Origin of the sequence: Streptomyces sp. RKAG293 (assembly GCF_023701745.1) — a bacterium.
Classification (GTDB): domain Bacteria; phylum Actinomycetota; class Actinomycetes; order Streptomycetales; family Streptomycetaceae; genus Actinacidiphila.
In genome coordinates, this window is record NZ_JAJOZB010000001.1 from 8,966,975 (window position 1) to 8,984,796 (window position 17,822).

The 17,822-nt window shown below is 69.7% G+C and carries 9 protein-coding genes; 5 read left to right on the plus strand and 4 right to left on the minus strand.

Annotated features, from left to right (window positions below; genetic code table 11):
• The first annotated feature begins 78 nt into the window (after positions 1–78).
• Complete coding sequence (locus LNW72_RS39520; RefSeq protein WP_250980480.1) at positions 79–1,245, plus strand: oxygenase MpaB family protein; 1,167 nt, start codon at positions 79–81, stop codon at positions 1,243–1,245.
• Positions 1,246–1,290: 45 nt separating this feature from the next.
• Here LNW72_RS39520 and LNW72_RS39525 read toward each other — a convergent pair whose 3' ends face one another.
• The gene (locus LNW72_RS39525; RefSeq protein WP_250979846.1) at positions 1,291–2,238 is read right to left on the minus strand and encodes an FAD-dependent oxidoreductase; all 948 of its coding nucleotides are present in this window, start codon (positions 2,236–2,238) and stop codon (positions 1,291–1,293) included.
• A gap of 226 nt (positions 2,239–2,464) precedes the next feature.
• Positions 2,465–6,205 (minus strand): SpoIIE family protein phosphatase, encoded by a 3,741-nt coding sequence (locus LNW72_RS39530; protein ID WP_250979847.1) that lies wholly within the window; start codon positions 6,203–6,205, stop codon positions 2,465–2,467.
• A 663-nt stretch (positions 6,206–6,868) separates the two neighbouring features.
• Between LNW72_RS39530 and LNW72_RS39535 the strand changes: the two genes are divergently transcribed.
• The 3 genes from LNW72_RS39535 (at position 6,869) to LNW72_RS39545 (ending at position 14,766) form a co-directional block, all read left to right on the plus strand.
• The gene (locus LNW72_RS39535; RefSeq protein ID WP_250979848.1) at positions 6,869–10,120 is read left to right on the plus strand and encodes a hypothetical protein; all 3,252 of its coding nucleotides are present in this window, start codon (positions 6,869–6,871) and stop codon (positions 10,118–10,120) included.
• A 134-nt stretch (positions 10,121–10,254) separates the two neighbouring features.
• Positions 10,255–11,817: a phospholipase D-like domain-containing protein gene (locus LNW72_RS41900; RefSeq protein WP_250979849.1), complete on the plus strand. Its 1,563-nt coding sequence runs from the start codon at positions 10,255–10,257 to the stop codon at positions 11,815–11,817.
• A 171-nt stretch (positions 11,818–11,988) separates the two neighbouring features.
• Positions 11,989–14,766 (plus strand): protein kinase, encoded by a 2,778-nt coding sequence (locus LNW72_RS39545; protein ID WP_250979850.1) that lies wholly within the window; start codon positions 11,989–11,991, stop codon positions 14,764–14,766.
• Between the two features lie 112 nt (positions 14,767–14,878).
• Here the strand turns inward: LNW72_RS39545 and LNW72_RS39550 are convergent, their stop codons facing one another.
• On the minus strand, positions 14,879–15,337 hold the full coding sequence (locus LNW72_RS39550; RefSeq protein ID WP_250979851.1) for a DoxX family protein: 459 nt from the start codon (positions 15,335–15,337) through the stop codon (positions 14,879–14,881).
• Between the two features lie 145 nt (positions 15,338–15,482).
• Positions 15,483–16,274 (minus strand): SDR family oxidoreductase, encoded by a 792-nt coding sequence (locus LNW72_RS39555; RefSeq protein ID WP_250979852.1) that lies wholly within the window; start codon positions 16,272–16,274, stop codon positions 15,483–15,485.
• Positions 16,275–16,337: 63 nt separating this feature from the next.
• Between LNW72_RS39555 and LNW72_RS39560 the strand changes: the two genes are divergently transcribed.
• Positions 16,338–17,822 carry an amidase gene (locus LNW72_RS39560; protein WP_250979853.1) on the plus strand — a complete coding sequence of 495 codons (1,485 nt, stop codon included), beginning with the start codon at positions 16,338–16,340 and terminating at the stop codon, positions 17,820–17,822.

Genomic DNA, 17,822 nt, shown 5'->3' on the forward strand with positions numbered 1-17,822 from the left:
CGGCCGGCGGGCAATACCGCGGTCCGCCGGGCCGGCGCACGTCCCGTATCTGTTCCGCCATGAGACGAGGGGCCGATGATGAACCGCACAGAGTCGTCGATGGACGCGCTGCGTCAGGCGGGCGACGAACTCGCCGACGCCACCGTGGCCACGTTGTTCGAGCGGGGGGAGGTCGCGAAGTTCAACGCCCTCATGCGCTCCGTGTCCACCACCGGGAGCCCCTTGCCCGACGGACTGCCCGAGGTGGCGCTGGAGTACCTGCACGTGACGAGTACGCCCCCCGCGTGGGTCGACTGGGACGAGATGGAGAAGGCGCGGCTGTTCTTCATCGACAACAACGTGCACATTTCCACCGCCCTGTCCTTCGCCTCCATGCCCGCCTGCTACGTCGTCCCGCACGTGGCGAAGCTGCTGTCGGCCACGCACTCGCTGCAGTACCCGTCCAAGCGGATGGCGGAGACCGGGCAGTTCACCGTCTACCTCATACGGCCCGACGCGTTCGAGGCCGGCGGACGCTTCATCCCCGCCGCCCAGAAGGTCCGGCTGCTGCACGCCTCCATCCGCCACCATCTGCGGCGGGAGGACCGCTGGGACGCCGGGACGCTGGGGACGCCGATCTGCCAGGAGGACATGATCGGCGGGCAGATGTTCTTCTCCCTGCTCGTGCTGGACACCTTGCACCGGCTGAACATCCACATGAGTGTCGACGGCGCCGAAGCGTACTTCTACGCCTGGCGGGTGGTCGGCGCGATGCTCGGCGTCGATCAGGACCACGCGCCCGTGGATCTCGAATCCGCCCGGCAGTTCCTGGACCTGTACATGGCCCGCCACATGGGACCCAGCCAGGAGGGTGCCGACCTCACCCGCCAGCTGATCGACCTCTATGAAGACGTGGTCCCCGGCACCTTCTTCGACCCGATCGTCTCGGCGCTGATCCGCCATCTCATCGGCGACACCTGTGCGGACTGGCTGGACGTGCCGCGCACCGCCTGGGACACCGTGGTCAAGACCGTGCCCCATCTGCTCGGTGCCCTGGAGGCCATCGAGGACCGGTCCCCGGTCGGTGCGTGGGCACTGGACCGCCTCGGGCACCTCACATCCATCCTCGAACTGTCGTCCCTCACCCGCGGCCGGGTCATGCACTACTCCATTCCGGAGCAGCTGAAGAAGGACTTCGGGGTCTCCTCCGCCCTATCCCGCACTCGCCGCTGGACTCCTCCCGCCCCCACGGTCGCCCCGGGCTGACCTCTCCCCGGGGCAGGGTGGGTTCAGCTCTGATCGGCGAGGTGTTCAGAGCTGACCGGCGAGGTCCGCGACGGCCTCGGCGCAGCCCCACGACAGCGTGACACCCGCACCGCCATGGCCGTAACAGGCGATCACGGGCACAGGGAAGCCCTCGACGGATTCCAGGCGAATGGTGTCGCGGGCCGGGCGGAGCCCGGTGGCGCGCGAGAGAACGGGCAGCCCGGCCAGCGCGGGCATGAGGGAGACGACGCGGCGAAGGATCTCCTGCTCGATCTCGGCCACGGGTTCCGTGGCCCATGAACCGACCTGCGCCACGCCGCCGCAGACGATGTCCTCACGGCGGGGAACGATGTAGGTCAGGCCCCCGGGGTTCTCGGTGTCAGTGATCCACTCGGTGATTCCCGGGTTGGCCAGGCGGACGATCTGCCCTTGGACGGGATACATCGAAGCGTCGTCGAGGAGGACCCCGGAACCCATCCCGGCGGCGACGACCACCAGGTCGGCATCGCCGGCGACGTCGTCGACGGACGTGACCCTGCCCTCGACGAACGTCACCCCGAGGCCCGTGCAGCGCTTCTCCACCCACGGAAGGTAGTGCGGCATGGATATGACGGGCACGGTCGCCCGCACCCCCGCCACCGCCCCATCGGGCAGCTCGTCCGCGGCGGCCTCGTGGTGCTGCGGGACCGCATCGGTCCATGAGCGATCCTCCCCGACGTGTCGCTCGACCACGAGGCCGTCCCGGAGATCGACACCGGCGGCACGGTCGGTGGAAAGCTGCTCGAAACGCTCGCGGGCTGCGAGCAACCAGCCCATGAGCGATGGTGATGTCCCGCTCCGGTAGGGAAACCACACGGCCGCCGCGACGCTGGACACGCTCTCCTCCGCCCGCTGATCGGCGATCACCGTGACGGCATGGCCGCGCAGGGCCAGATCGTGCGCGATGCTCAGACCGACGATCCCCGCCCCCACGACGTTGACACGTTTCGACACCACCGCAGCACCCCCAATGCCTCGATTCCGATATGGACTTCACCGCGCGGTGCTCTGCGTCGCCGCGCTCAACTCACTGCCGCTCGCCGCAGCCGGCCGCGTGATCACGATATCTTCCGGGCCGGGGACACGACTGTTCTTCCTGCTCTTGTCGGCCACGCCCACCGACGGTCCTTCGATCTCGAAGTCCGCGGCCTCTCACCACGACGTTCAGCCGCAGCCGAGGTCAGGGGCCGCCAGGGGTGAAGGTGCCGAGGGGCAGCTCCAACTCGACCCAGACCACCTTGCCGTGCCGGGTGGCGCGGCTGCCCCAGCGGTGGGCGAGCTCATTGACCAGGTGCATGCCGCGGCCGCCCTCGTCCTCCTCGGAGACACGGCGCACCCGGGGCGCCTGGCTGTCGGTGTCGGCCACTTCGAGCGTGAGGACCCGGTCGCGGAAGAGCCGTAGTTCGGTGGGCATTCCGGTGTGCAGCAGGGCGTTGCTCACGAGCTCGCTGACCAGCAGCTCGGAGACCTCGCAGAGCGACGTCAGCCCCCAGGAGCGCAGCCTCGCCCGGGTGAACCGGCGGGCCTCGCCCACCACGGCCATGTCGCCGGACAGCGGCAGCATCGCGATCCAGTCGTCATGGACCGGCAGCGCACGCGCCATGATGATGGCGATGTCGTCCTCGCTGTCCTTGGCCGAAAGCGCGTCGAGCACGGCGTCGCAACTCGCCTCCAGGGACGGGCCGCGATTGGCCACGACCTGCGACAGCAGCCGCATCCCCTCGTCCAGGTCCCGGTCGCGCCGTTCGATCAGACCGTCGGTGTAGAGCACCAGGACACCGTCCTCGGGGAGGGTGAACTCCACGTTCTCGAAGGCCACACCGCCGACACCGAGCGGGACGCCGGGCGGCAGGTCGATCGGCCGCGTGGACCCGTTCGGGTCCTGCACCACGGGTGGCGGATGTCCGGCGCAGGAGATGATGCAGCTGCGGTCGACGGGATCGAACACCGCGCACACACACGTGGTGAACTGCCCGTCGCCGATCGCCGACGCCGTCTCGTCCAGGCGCCGCAGCACCCGGTCCGGGGAGATGTCCAAGGTGATCAGCGTGCGGGCCGCGGTGCGCAGCTGGCCCATGGTGGCGGCGGCACGGATGCCGTGGCCCATGACGTCGCCGACGATGAGGGCGACCCGCCCGCAGGACAGCGGCACGACGTCGAACCAGTCGCCGCCGACCTCGCTGACGACGCTGCTCGGCAGATAGCGGTAGGCGATCTCCAGGCCCGGTGTCAGGTGGACCTCCTGCGGCAGCAGGCTGCGCTGGAGGGTGAGCGCGGTGTCGCGTTCACGGCGGTAGAGCCGCGCGTTGTCGATGCACACCGCGGCGCGGGCCGCCAGTTCCTCGGCGAGCGCCACATCGGCCACCGTGAAGGGCTCCGGGTTGCGCAGCCGGATGAACTCGGCGCCGCCGAGCACCACACCGCGGGCGAGCAGCGGCACCATCAGATACGAGTGGACGCCCGCGTCGAGGCCCGGCTGGACGCGGTCGGGGTGCGCCACGATCCGCTGCAGGGCGGCCTCGTCGACCTGCGCCACCAGGATGGACCGGCCGGTGCGCAGGCTCTCGGCGTAGAGCTTGGCCGACCGGGAGGTCCCGCCGACCTCGTCGGCCGCCCCGATCATGCCCGACTCGTTGATCTCGCCGACCGCGACGGCCCGCAGCAGGACCGTTCCGTCGGCCGGTGCCGGGGTCTGTTCGCCCTCCTCGTCCCCGCCCTGGACGACCGATTCCAGCAGGTCGACCGTGGCGAAGTCCGCGAACCGCGGGATCACCAGCTCCACCAGTTCTTCCGCGGTCCGCTGCAGGTCGAGTGTGGTCCCGATCCGGGAGCTGGCGTCGTTGAGCAGTGCCAGCCGCTCCTGCGCCGTATGGGCCTCCTCCAGCGCCTGCTGCCGGGCCTTGGACGCGTCCCGCTCACGGGTGTAGAGCAGGGCGTTGTCGATCGACACGGCGGCACGGGCCGCCAGCTCGCCGGCGAGCGCCAGATCCTCCTCGTCGTACGGCCGGTCGGTGATGGTCCGGTAGAACGAGACCACTCCGACCAGCGCGCCGCGTGCGATCAGCGGAACCACCATGAAGCCGCGGAGGCCCTGCTCACGCACCGCGGCGTTCCTGACGGGATCCTCGGCGAACCAGCTCAGCCCCTTGTCGTCCATCCGGGGCACCAGCACGGGCCGACGGTGCGCCAGGCTCCAGGCGTACGGCGTGGTCGGATGGAAGCGGTGGACGTCGCCGACCGGGGCCACCGGCACCATCCCCGACCCGGCGACGGTGTGGAAGGCCAGGCGGCGCAGGAGCGCCGACCGGTCGGGCGGGCCGGGGACCTCCTCACCGCGCAGCAGAGCGTCCACGACCTCGACCACGACCGTGTCGGCGAGTGTCGGAGTGGCGACCTCGGCCAGCTCGCGCGCCGTCTGCGTCAGGTCCAGCGTGGTGCCGATGCGGGCGGACGCCGCATTGATCAGCGCAAGCCGCTCACGGGCCGCGTTGGCCTGCCGCAGGGCCTGCTGCCGGGACTCTCCGGTCTCGTGCTCCCGCCGGTAGAGCAGGGCGTTGTCGACGGCCACCGCGGCCCGCGAGGTCAGTTCGTCACCCAGCGTGACATCGTCCTCGCCGAACGCCTCCGTGCCGCCGCGCCGCGAGTACACGACCATGCCCAGTACCGCCCCGCGCACGACCAGCGGAGTCACCCGCACCGTCCGGGACACCTGGCTCTGGTAGGCGTGGACCCGTTCTGCGGCCTCCGACGGGGCGAGCGGGGGGAGATCCACCGAGGGCACGATGACCGTCCGGTGTGTCTCCATCGCCTCGGCGTACGGGGAATCCGCCGACACCCGGAGGACCGCGCCGACGGGCAGGTCCGCCACCGGATAGCCGGGGTCGGAGCTGGCGATCGCGAGGCGGCGGACCTGCTCCGCCCCGCCCGGTGCGGGTGCCGAGGATTCCGTGTTCTGCCCGGTGAGCAGGCGCTCGAGGACGAAGACGCCGCTCACGTCGGCCAACCGGGGGACCATGGTGTCGGCCAGCTCCTGCGCGGTCCGTCCCAAATCCAGTGTGGTGCCGATCCGGGAGGTGGCGTCGACGAGCACTTCCAGCCGTTCGCGCGCCGTGGCGGCCCGCGACTCGGCCTGAAAGCGCTCGGTGACCTCGATGATCGTGGAGCTCACCCCGAGGATCCGGCCGTTCCGTTCCTCCAGCCGGAAGTACGAGGCCGACCACGCACGCTCCTTCGAGGGGTCCGCGGGGGTGATGCCGTGGGATCTGGCGTCGACGACCGGTTCGCCGGTCTCCAGCACCTGCCGCATCACCGCCTCGATCTCCTCCCCGTTGAGCCCCGGCAGAACCTCGGTCAGGCGCCGGCCCAGATGCTGAGCCGCGGGCAGGCCGTTGATCCGGGCGAGGGCGTCGTTGAGCCGTACGAAGCGCAGGTCCGTGTCGTAGACGGCCATGCCGACGGGTGACTGCGTGAAGAAACTGTCGAGGACCGCCAGGTCGGACTCGATGCGGCGGATCTCCCTGACGTCCGATGCCACGGCGAGGACCAGGGGCCGGCCGGACTCGGTCGGGATGGGATGGGTGCGGAACTCCAGGTTCACCGAGTGGCCGTCGCGGTGCTTCACGGGGAAGACCCCGGACCACGCCTCGCCGCCCAGAATGCCGGCGAAGAGGTCCATGACGCGCGGTTGCTGCTCCGCGTCCACGAGCAGGTGGGAGGCGAAGGCGCCGACGGCCTCCTCGGCGGTGTAGCCGAGCAGCACCTCGGCGTCGGCGCTCCAGTGAATGATGCGTCCGTCGTCCTGGATCAGCGCCGTGGCGATGGGAATGAACAGCAGGCCGCGTGACAGCGCCTCGCCGCCCGCCGCGTCGCTTCCCACGTCCGCACCGATCGTCGGCCCGTCCGCTTGCCTCTCGATGTGCATGGTCAGGAGACCGCCCGGAGGTCGTTTTTCCGCTCTGCCATCTTCCCACGTCCGCCGCCGCTCGCTCGCGGAGGAGCGAACACTACTCTCCACTGCGCCGTTCACCCGGACGGGTGATGCATGTCGGGATCGCCACTGGTCAGCGGCCTGATTCTGGGGGCTGGGGGCAAGGTCGCACGGATGGTGCCGCTGCTGCGGCCCCATGGGGGACCGGTGGATCGCGTTGCCCGGATTCAGCAACGACGGGTGACGTCTCATTGCCGGTCGATGTCCTTACCGGCTTGATCATGACGGTTCGGCGACTCGGGGCCGGTGCTGAGCGGGCTTCAGAGGGGGACCGGGTGATCCTGCACCGTCGTGGGCCTGTGCACCGTCTGGACGGGCCTGCCGTGGTTGCTCGTGCCCACGGTCTGCGGGGCGGTCGTCGCGGGTACGGCGTGGCTCCTCCACCGAGACCTGCGGCTGGGACGGGTCGACCGGTAGGTGCGCTGCGGGCCGGGCCGCATTCTGCCTGCACGGTAACTGCACGTCTTCTGCAAGCGGGCGGGGAGAGGCTGGTCCTGGGAGCGGACGTGGCCCGTCAGCAGAGGACCGGCTGCCGGGGCGTCGACGCCGACGGTCGGCTGGGGCCCGTACCCAGGCATTGAGGAAGGAGACCCAGCGATGACATTGGTCGTCACATTCACCGGGCGGGTGCCGTTGGCCACCAGCGGGCCCAACGCGCGGTATGAGATCTGGAACTACACCGTGCAGCCGGCACTGCCGTCGGATCTGGCGGGCATGCAGCGGATCGCGCTGGCGATTCCGGCCGGCGTCGATGTCCAGGACCCGCGGTCGTTCCCCGATGTTCCCGCGCTCGCCGGTGCGTTCGTCGAACCCGATACGAACATCAGCCGCCAGTACGTCGGCAAGGTGATCAATGGTCTCGGCGCACAGACGATCTCGTTCGTCGCGCCACCGGCTCAGGCCGATCGCGAGCTGTTCCTGGTGAGCAAAGGCGTGGGCGGACGCACCTGGACGGTCGTGCCGTTCGCGAAGAACGCTTCCTCGGACGTGGACAACCTGCAGACCATGCCGGCGCCTTCGCCGAGTTCACGGGTCGTCACGGGCCGGCCGATCCCCGATTTCACCGGGACGCTCCCGTATGCCAGTGAGTCGTTCGGCCTGTACCAGCCCCTGCTGGGCTGGCGTTCGCAGCGCACCGTCTCCCGATTCCTGGACGGGATCGCACGCGCCGACGAGGATCTGCTGGCCGTGGTCTCCCAGCGGGTCACCCCGGATGCCAAGGTCTCCGACGGTGGCGTGATCGTCCATGTGTCCGCCGAGGCGGACGCGTCGGCAGCCGACCCGACGCTGACACTGCGTACCGGGACGGGGCCGTCCCCCAAGCCCTACAGCCCGCTGATCGAATCGGTTCTGGCCGACCTGATCCAGCAGAAGGTCAAGGACGAGGATCTCCGTGACCCGGCGGTGTGGGTCCCCCTGCTGAAGCGGACGGCGCTGGACGCGACCCTCGCCACCGACGTCACCCCGGAGCTGTTGCGCCGTACCGCGGCGATCACGGATCCCGCGCGTCGCCAGGCTCTCCTGGAGGTCATGGCCCGTAAGGAGTCCATGGTCGCGGGCCTGCTGAACTACCTGGCCGAACAGAGCCTGATTCCCACCCTGGCAGACCTGTTCACCGCACCCGCGCCCGATGTGGACGCCGCGCGCTACCAGGGGGTGAAGAGAATGCTCGACCCGCTGGAGACACTCTCCCGGGAGGAGGCGCTGAGCCGGGTCAGTCTCTCTCCGGTCGGGATCGTCCACCTCTTCCGGCAGTACTTCTTCGAGTTCGACACCTTCCTCGGGCCGCCTGTCCAGCATGTCTGGCTCAGCCCCGGTGGCACCGTGGAACTGATCGAGGCGCACACCAGGAAGACGATCGTGGAGCGCACTGTGGAGACGAGCCTGGAGACGACGGAGAAGTCGGAGAAGGAGACCAAGCAGCAGGACGACGTCTCCGAGGCGGTCAAGCAGGAGAACGAGAGCAGTACCAAGCTGGGGTTCTCGGTGTCGTCCAACCAGAGGTGGGTCTGGGGCGACGCCAACGAGACCGCGACCATGGACATGACCGACACCCAGCGGCAGGCCCGGGAACAGACCCACAAGCAGATGCGCCAGCAGAGCGAACGGCTGAGCACCGAGATCAAGCGCAGTTTCAAGACCACGTTCCGGACGTACACGGAGACCACCGACAGCGCCAGCCGGCGGTATGTGCTGCAGAACACGACGGACAAGCTGGTCAACTACGAGCTGCGCCGCAAGATGCGCCGGGTCGGGGTCCAGGTGCAGGACTTGGGCACCCAGCTGTGCTGGCAGAGCTACGTGGACGATCCGGGGCAGGAACTCGGCCTGGCGAAACTGGTCCACCTCGCCGCCCCGCCGGACGTCTCCGGCGCCGCTCCCGGTAACGAACTGCCGATTCCCGACGACTACACCGACGAGGTCACGGGCACGTTCGACCTGCCGGTGGACGGTTACATCAAATCCGAGGGGCACCCGACCGGAATCTGGCTGTGCGATGTGGAGGTGCATCCCAAGGACGGCTATGCGTATCGGGAGCACGGTGCCCTCAAATGGGTGAGCGGCGGCTCGTTGAGCGTCAACATCGTCACGAATCGTCAGGACGGTGACGGAGGAGTCCCGGACGGCACACCCCTGCCCAAGGAACCCAGTCTGTCCGTCTATGTCACGGAGGGCCACGGCAAGGGCGGCGAACAGCTCCAGTTCACCATTCCCGTGAAGTACACACCGACCGAAGCGCGGAAGAAGGAGGTCGCCGACCGGAACGCGGCTCTGGCCAAGGAACGCACCTTGGAACTGGACCGGCTGCAGCGGGAGGCCTACATGAAGGCCGCCATCGAACGGATCGATGCCGCCAGCCGTATCGAACCGCGGAGTTACGAGGTGCTGCGGGAGGAGGAGCGAGTCGTCGTCTACCGCAGGCTGCTCCAACATCTGCTCCAGGTCGGGGATTTCGTGCCGACCGATCCCCGGGTGCTGCACAAACTCTCCGAACTGGTCAGCTCGATCTTCGACGTGGAGGCGATGCTGTACTTCGTCGCCCCTGAGTGGTGGCGTCCCCGGCTGCATCACAGCCACCCGCTGTTCGCGCCCGAGCTCGATGCGCTCCCGGACCCCAACGCCGATCAGAAGAAGGTGCGGGCAAGGATGCCCATCCCGGTCATCGAGTCCTTCCGACGCAAGCCCCCGGGTCTGGACGACCATGTCGTGGGCTGGTCCGACCGGCAGGACGCGCTGCGCCAGGACAACTACTACATCACCGAGGCATCGGCTCCGGCACGTATGGGCAGTTCGCTGGGGTGGCTCATGCAGCTCGACGGGGATCACCAGCGGAACGCCTTCCTGAACGCCCCCTGGGTCAAGGCCGTGATCCCCATCCGCCCGGGAAGGGAACTCGCCGCCCTCAACTGGCTCAGCGACAGCAGCATCGAGGGAGCCGAGGGTCTTGACGACCTGTACCAGCCGGCATCGGCGGGCGAGAACATCAAGATCGTCGACAGTCTGCGCCTCTTCCCCTGGGCGGACCCGGACCTCGTCGTCCGGTACCGGAACCTGGACCCAGCTGAGCTCACCATCCGTGACGTCCTGCGCTACGTCGCGATCAGCGTCGTGGAAAAGCACCGCAACGGCCTGGAGGTCGTCACCGAGCGGCTGGAGGACGGGGTGACCCTCAACTACCTTCCTCCGGACAAGGTCTACGAGCACGGCTTCTACCCGCTGGCGGACGGATTCAAGGCCCAGACGCAGAAGCCCTACGAGGTGTTCGACCAGTGGGTCGAAGTCCTGCCCACCGACCAAGTGGCCGCTGCTCAGGTCACTTACGACCCGAAGACCGGCCAGCAGATCTGAGGCGGGGCATGCCCACTCCCGAACGTCCTCGGATCACCCCTCCGGCGCGCCGTAAAGCGGACCCGCAGGCCGCGGCGCTGGATCCGCCGCCCCCGCCCGTCACCCCGGGCACCCGCCCGACTCTGGACTGCACCGTGGACGCCGGGGAAATGGCGAAGCTCCCTCGGCCGCCTCAGAAGCCGCAGCGCGGCACGGCGCACACGGGCAGCCATTTTCCCGTGACCGGTGGCAACCAGGTGATCGGCTACACCACCGGCCGCTGCTGCTTCAACGACATCGCCGCCGCCATCGGCACCGCGACCCAGGCCGAACACCGGATCTACATCGCGGGCTGGCTGCTGCAGACCGATACCTGGATGCTGGACGAGCCCCCCGCGCCGAGCAAGGCGACGTATCTGCTGTCCGATTTCCTGCAGTCCACACGGGCGCAGGTCAGGACCCTCACCTGGCGCCCACCCCTGGTATTCGGCCCTATTCCGAACAATCAGAAGTGGGTGGACTTCATCAACGGATTGCCCAATGGGGCGGCGATCGCCGACAGTAAACTGCCCGTATCCGCGACATCCGGTGAGAGCAGGGTGAGCCTGGGTGTGCATCACCAGAAGATCGCGGTCGTGGTGGGCTACCGCGGCACGATCGCCTTCCTGGGGGGTATGGATCTCAACAACACCCGGATCAGCAACCAGGGCGTCGAACCCCTGCACGACGTTCATCTGCGACTGACCGGTCCGGCCGCCGTCCAGGTACTCAAGACCTTCCAGGAACGCTGGACGGACCATCCCGAGGCGCGGGCGCTGGAGATCAGTCGATTCGGCGCGAATCCCAACTCCCCTTTCCGCGCGGCATTCCCGGATCCCGCGCCGCTGGCCGACAATCGTGTGCCGAGCTGCACACTGGCTCCCGGCACCCGGAGTGCAGACCGCGTGGTAGGCATTGGACGCACCTACGCCGACCTGCGGAGATTCGGGGGCTCCGTATACGGCTTCGCCACCGGCGGCGAATACAGCGCGATGAACATGGTGATCGACGGCATCCGTCAGGCCCGGCAGACGATCTACCTCGAAGATCAGTACCTGTCGAGCGCCATCGTCCGTGCCGAACTCGTCAAGAAACTGGCCGAGAAGAGCTTCCAGTATCTGCTCATCCTCATGACCAACTCGGACTCCGTTCCGCCAGGTGAATTCGGGTACCTGCGGGTCTTCCGCAACGAGTTCCGACGTGATCTGTTCGCCGTCGACCCCAAACAGGAGCGTTGGGGCATGTACGCACTCAAGAACTGCCCGGATCCCACCCGGCGCTGGTTCGCCGGATCGTACGTGCACTCCAAGACATGGATCTTCGACGACGAATACGCCATCACCGGGTCAGCCAACTGCACCGACCGCAGCTACACGTTCGACAGTGAGATCGTGGCCGGCGTCAGCGAAAGCGGATTCATCACCGCGGGACCCGACGCCTTCGCCGCGGCGCTGCGCATCAACCTCTGGCACAAACACCTCGGCGTTCCGCACAGTCTGGTCCGCGACTGGCGAGGCGGCGTCAAACTGTGGAAGAAGCCGCCACCGTCGGGCATGGTGTACGACGATGCCCAATTGGAGGTCGACCCCGCGCTGGGCTCCAACTTCCCCACGGACCCGGCACAGGAAAGGGACGTACAAGTGGGGCGGATCTTCTTCGACACCGACGGCTTGCACTGAGTGCGGCGCCTACGGTCCGGCCTGTGCCGCGGCTCGGGTGCATCACACCGTTCGGCCGGCCCGACGGATTGTGCGCACAACCCCCACTGAGGGACGGTACTTTGCCGGGTACGGGCATCCGGTCTGCCGGCAGGGCGGGATGTCAGCCGGTCGACTGCTCCGGGGGCATGCATGCGTTGGATCGGCAAGAAACGGAACGGCACGCCGGAGTCCGGTGATCCGGCGGCCGAAGCGCTCGCGCGGCTGCGGGACGGCAGTGCCGCGGCCGAGCAGGACGGCCGGCAGGGCAGCCCCGGCAAGGCGGTGAAGCGGTATCGCGAACTGGTCGTTCGGGCGACGGCCGCGCCCGGGCCCGGCGACCCCGCCACGTTGGCCCTGCGGCACCAACTCGCTCACTGGACAGGTGAGTCGGGCGACACGGAGGGCGCGGTTGAGCTGTTCGCGCAGCTCCTCGCCGACCGTGAGCGGCTGCAGGGATCCCGGCACCAGGACACCGGACTGGCCCGCCACCAGCTCGCCCACTGGCACGGCCGGGCAGGGCGAGCCGAGGAAGCCGTACGCCGTTACGAGGAGTTGCATCGTTCGGCCGAGCAGGAGGGTCGTACCGAGGCCGCGCTCAACCTGCTCTGCGACATGGGCCACTGGCAGCAGCAGGCCGGCGACAACGCCGCCGCGCTCCGCACCTACACCCGGATGCTGAAGACCGCCGAGGACCGGCTCGGCGGTCGGCACGCACTCACGGGCATCGCCCGCCAGCGCTACGCGGAGCTCGCCGGCGGGCTGCCCTTCGGTCACGAGCGGGGGCACGACAGCCTGCAGGACCTGGCCGTGGCGGCCGCCGAGGTCGAGCGGAGTGGCGACCTTTCGCGGGCGAGTCGCATGTACGGCCAGATGGCCGAGAAATGCGGGCAGTTGTACGGCGCGGGCAGCGACCGGAGACTCGGCGCGCTGGTGTCACAGGCGAAGGCGGCCATGCGGACGGAGGACCTGGACGAAGCCGTCGCTTGTTTCGGGCGAGTGCTCGCGTGCATGGAGCTGCGAGGAGAGGGCCCGGGTTCGCCCGAGTACGACGTGCTGTCCGAGCAACGGGACGGACTCTCTCGGGCCGCCCGGGAGACAACACTCCACATCGGCGACACGGCGGGAACCCTGCTGGCCAGACAGGTGGAGGCGGCACCCGCCACGGCCTTCGGGCTGCTGGCCCGGGAAAGCCGTGCCCGGCACCTCACCCGGGTCTTCCCGGTCAGCGACGGTACCGGTGATCCGCAACCGCACAAGGTGAGCATCGAGCAGTGGTTCGGCGTGCTCCAGCGCCTGGCCGACCAGGGGTGCGAGGCCCGCGCCTTCTACTTCGGCCGAGCGGACCGTCGACCGAGGCCCGAGGAGATCGCCCTGTGCGAGCGGCTGGGGCTGCTCGGCGTCTACGTCTCCAACGAGGGCGCCGGCAACGTGAACGTGGCGGCGTACTCCTTCAGAGAGGGAACACCCCAGGAGGTGTCGATCGTCGTGGTGGACGAGGAGCAGGCGGCGCCGGAACCCGCGCCGGCGCGCGGCCCGGGCGGTGCCACGGCCGTCCATGCCGAAGCCGAGGCGCTGGGGGAGTGGCGGCAGGTGGGACGGGCCACGTCCGCGCGGACGGTGGAGGATCCGGCGGCCTTCGGCTCCTACGAGGTCCTGGAGCGCGTCGGGGAGGGCGGGTTCGGTCGCGTCTACCTCTGCCAGGATCCCGACGGCGTCATGGTGGCGGTCAAGACCCTGCACGCGGAGTACGCGGCGGACTCCTCGATCCGGGAGGGGTTCACGCACGAGGTGCAAGCGGCCCGCCGGGTCAGTGGCCGGTTCACCGTGCCCGTGATCGCTGCCGAGACGAGCGGCGAGACCCCCTGGATGGCCGTGCCGTTCGTCGCCGCACCCTCGCTGCAGGAGGTGGCCGAGCGGTGCGGCGCCCTGGATGCCGCCACCGTCCGCGGTATCGGTGCGGGCATTGCCGCCGCGCTCACCGCCATTCACGCCGAGGGCATCGTGCACCTCGACCTCAAGCCCGCGAACGTGCTGCTGACCGAGGACGGCCCCCGCGTCATCGACTTCGGCATCGCGCAGATCGAGAGGCTGACCGAGCCCCGGAGCGGGTTCGCCGGTACATACGCCTACGCCTCGCCGGAACAGATACGGGAGCATGAGCGGTTCACCCCGGCCAGCGACGTGTTCTCCCTCGGTACGCTCCTCGCCCGGCTCGCCCTGGGGCGCCTTCCCTGGGGCAGGAGAGTCCTCGCCGTCATGACCAACATCTGTGACGGGACGCCCGACCTGGCGGGTCTGCCGGCCGAACTGGAGGACGTGGTCCGGTCGTGCCTCCAGACGGATCCGGCCCGGCGGCCGACCCCGGCCGCGGTCGCCGCGGCCCTCGCGGCCGGCCTGGCGGGGACGCCCCCTGCACCGGCGGCGGACGGTTACGCCCCGCTTCCCCTGCCTGCCGAGGCGACGACCCTCATCCGCGAGCACGCCACCCTCCCGGCCACCCGTCACTTCGAGACGTTCGTGCACACCCGGATCGAGAGACGCGACGCCACCACGGTCGCCACCCTCCCGGCGACGGGCGGCGACATCCGTGACACGCCGCGCGAGGACCGCGCCCCCGACACCGCGGCCCAGGACCTCGAAGCCCAAGTCCTCGCCTGGGAAGGCGCAGGCGGCTCGAAGCCGACCGAACAAGTACGCCGGGAATGCGGCGCCTTCGCCGCGGAGGCGCGCTCCCGGCTGGGCGAGGACCACCCCCTGGCCCTGCGTCTCAAGGTCTCCCACGCCATGCTCAGCTACGACGGACCGGGCGGAACGGCGTACACCGAACGCGTCGTGGACGAGGCTGCCGTGCGTCTCGGTGACGGCCATCCCACGGTCCGGGACGCCCGTACGCTGCTGGCGGCGCTGAGGTCCGCCCAGCCGGGCTGAGTTCTCCCTGCGGCGTCCGAATAATCCGGGCATCGCCGGGCATGGCCGCGCGCCCGCCGGGGGACGGCCCCGGCGGGCGCTGGCTGCTGCGACGGCTTGCAGGCTTGGGCGTTCACGCCCGGTGGCGGACCAACTGGACCAGTTCCGCGTTGTGGTGGCGGCGGGCCCAGGCGATCAGGGCGAAGGGGATGATCAGGATCAGTGGGGTGGCCGCGTAAGAGCCGTCCAGTGCGGTCACGTTGGTGATGAACGCGCCGATCATCAGGCCGATGAAGGCGGTCGCGGCGACGCCGGACAGAACCGGGATCAGCAGGGCGATCCCGCCGGCCACCTCAAGGCTGCCGACGAAGTACATGTACCAGTCGCCGAAGCCGATCTTGTCGAAGCTCTCGGCGGCGGCGCTCACCGCGAACAGCTTGGGCAGCCCGCTGGCGACGATGAAGAACAACGCGAGCACGACCTGCAGTGTACGCAGCGCGATGCGGGCCTTGTGCCCCGGAGCGGCGGCGGTGCGGGACGTGTCAGCGGTGGCGGCGGTGGCGGTCGTGGTGGGCAGGGCTGCCTGGGACATCATGATCTCCTTTGCGGAAAGCACCCGTTGTGCTTTCAAGGAGGTAGACGGCGCCACTCCACCGAACTCATCGGCCGCGGCGAACTTTTGTGTGCGGAAGCCGGAACGCTCCGGTCGTCGTAGCTCCTCGCCGGTTCGGGCCGTCTCAGCGTTTGTGGCGCTGGGCCAGAGTGATCTGCCCGACGAAGGACTCGAGCGCGGCCCTGCGCTGGACGGCGGCGCCCAGTGAGGGGAAGAGGCTGCCGATGGCGCTGCCCAGTCGCAGTTCGACCGGCGCGACGTTCACTTCGGCCCGGTCACGTTCGACGGCACTGACCGCACCCGCCGCCACACGTTCGGGTGTGACGGTACGAACCCCGGCGGGCGGTGTGGCACCGGTGTCGGCGAACATCCCCGCGCCGCGGACGAATCCCGGCTGCACGATGGACACACCGACGCCGGTGCGGTGCAGATCCTGCCGCAGGGCGTGGGCGAATCCGCGCAGTCCGAACTTCGCGGCGCTGTAGAGCGAGGTGGCGGGGGACGAGGTCCGTCCCGAGATCGAGCCGATCATCAGGAGGTGACCGCGGCCGGCTGCCACCATGTGCGGCGCCAGCAGCCGGGAGAGCATCAACGGTGCGCGCAGGTTCACCTCCAAGGACCGGTCGATCTCCTCGGGAGTGAAGTCGAGCAGGGCGCCACTGGCGGGCAGCGCCGCGTTGGCGACCAGGATGTCCACCGGGCCGGCCTCCTCGGCCAGGCGTATGACCGCGTCGCGGTCGCTGAGATCCGCGACCAGCACCCGTGCGCCCAGGGACGCTTCGAGCTCCTTGAGCGATTCGGCGCGCCGGCCGGTGATCACCAGACGGGCGCCCTTGGCGGCCAGGGCCTTCGCCAGGGCATGGCCGATGCCGCCGCCGGCGCCGGTGAGAAGAACGGTCGATCCGTTGATGTCCATGGGGGCCATCCTCCACTACTGTTCGTTCGAACGAACAGTACTTGCGGGCGAAAGGACAGAACGATGGCCGATTCCGCACGCACGAGCCTGACGGCGCAGAGCGCGGCCCTGCGCGGCGGGCACATCTCGTCCCGGGCCCTCGTCGAAGAGGCCCTCGCACGCATCGAGGCGACCCAGCCGACCCTGAACGCGTTCCGCCGGGTACGCACCGCCGCAGCTCTGGCGGAAGCCGATACGGCCGACCGGCAGCTCGCCGCCGGCCACCGTCTGCCGCTGCTCGGTGTCCCGATCGCCGTCAAGGACGACACCGACGTGGCGGGCGAGCCCACCGCCTTCGGCTGCGCCGGTGACTTCCCCGCCAAGACCACCGATGCGGAGGCGGTGCGCCGGCTCAGGGCCGCCGGAGCGATCATCGTCGGCAAGACCAACAGCCCCGAGCTGGGGCAGTGGCCGTTCACCGAGGGAGCCGCGTTCGGCGCCACCCGCAATCCGTGGAACCAGGATCACACCCCGGGCGGCTCGTCCGGCGGGTCGGCCGCCGCCGTCGCGGCCGGCCTGGTCGCCGCGGCCCTCGGCTCCGATGGAGCCGGCTCCGTCCGCATCCCCGCCGCATGGACCCACCTGGTCGGCATCAAACCGCAGCGCGGCCGGATCTCCACCTGGCCTGACCCCGAATCCTTCAACGGATTGACGGTGTTCGGCACGCTCGCCCGCACCGTGGCCGACGCGGCACTCCTCCTGGACGCGGCGGCCGGCAACCACTCCCGCGACCGCCACCAGCCCCCGCACACCGAAATGGCGCCCGCCGCGGGCCGCGACCCCGGCAGGCTGCGCATCGCGCTGTCGCTGCGCAGCGCCTTCGCCGCCACGCGCACCCCGCTGCATCCCGAGGCCCGCAGCGCCACCCTGCGGCTGGCCGGGACACTGACCGCACTCGGCCACGACGTCATCGAAGCGGAACCCCACTTCGGTCTGATCGGACTGACCCAGGTACCGCGGGCGACGGCCGGCGTCCACGCCTGGAGCCGGCGCGCACCCGACCGTGCCCTCCTCGATCCCCGCACCCGCAGCAACGCCCGCCTCGGCCAGGTCCTCGCCGGCCCGGCACTGCGCGCGGCGCGCAGCACCGAGGGGCTGCTGCAACGGCGGGTCGGTGCGATCTTCCGACGCGTGGACGTGATCCTCACCCCCACCACGGCCACCCCTCCGCCACGCATCGGCGCCAGCGCGGGCCTCTCCAACGGCCGGACCAACCGGTCCATGATCGCCGCCTGTCCCTACGCCTGGCCCTGGAACGTCCTGGGCTGGCCCGCCATCAGCGTCCCTGCCGGATTCACCACCGGCGGACTGCCGATGGGGGCTCAGCTGCTCGGTCCCGCGGACAGCGAGCCCCTCCTGATCTCACTCGCCGCCCAACTGGAGGACGACCAGCGATGGCACGAGCACTGGCCCGCCCCACCCGGTGCCAGGGCGAACTCCCCGCACCGTCCCGCCACAGACGACACCGCAGCGGATGGCCTGACCAACGGGCCGACCATGGGACGATGA

Bases quoted from the DNA above. Each gene is read 5' to 3' on its own strand.
- LNW72_RS39550 (WP_250979851.1), bottom strand. From the start codon at position 15,337: ATGTCCCAGGCAGCCCTGCCCACCACGACCGCCACCGCCGCCACCGCT.
- LNW72_RS39560 (WP_250979853.1), top strand. From the start codon at position 16,338: ATGGCCGATTCCGCACGCACGAGCCTGACGGCGCAGAGCGCGGCCCTG.
- LNW72_RS39535 (WP_250979848.1), top strand. From the start codon at position 6,869: ATGACATTGGTCGTCACATTCACCGGGCGGGTGCCGTTGGCCACCAGC.
- LNW72_RS39555 (WP_250979852.1), bottom strand. From the start codon at position 16,274: ATGGACATCAACGGATCGACCGTTCTTCTCACCGGCGCCGGCGGCGGC.
- LNW72_RS39530 (WP_250979847.1), bottom strand. From the start codon at position 6,205: ATGCACATCGAGAGGCAAGCGGACGGGCCGACGATCGGTGCGGACGTG.
- LNW72_RS39520 (WP_250980480.1), top strand. From the start codon at position 79: ATGAACCGCACAGAGTCGTCGATGGACGCGCTGCGTCAGGCGGGCGAC.
- LNW72_RS39545 (WP_250979850.1), top strand. From the start codon at position 11,989: ATGCGTTGGATCGGCAAGAAACGGAACGGCACGCCGGAGTCCGGTGAT.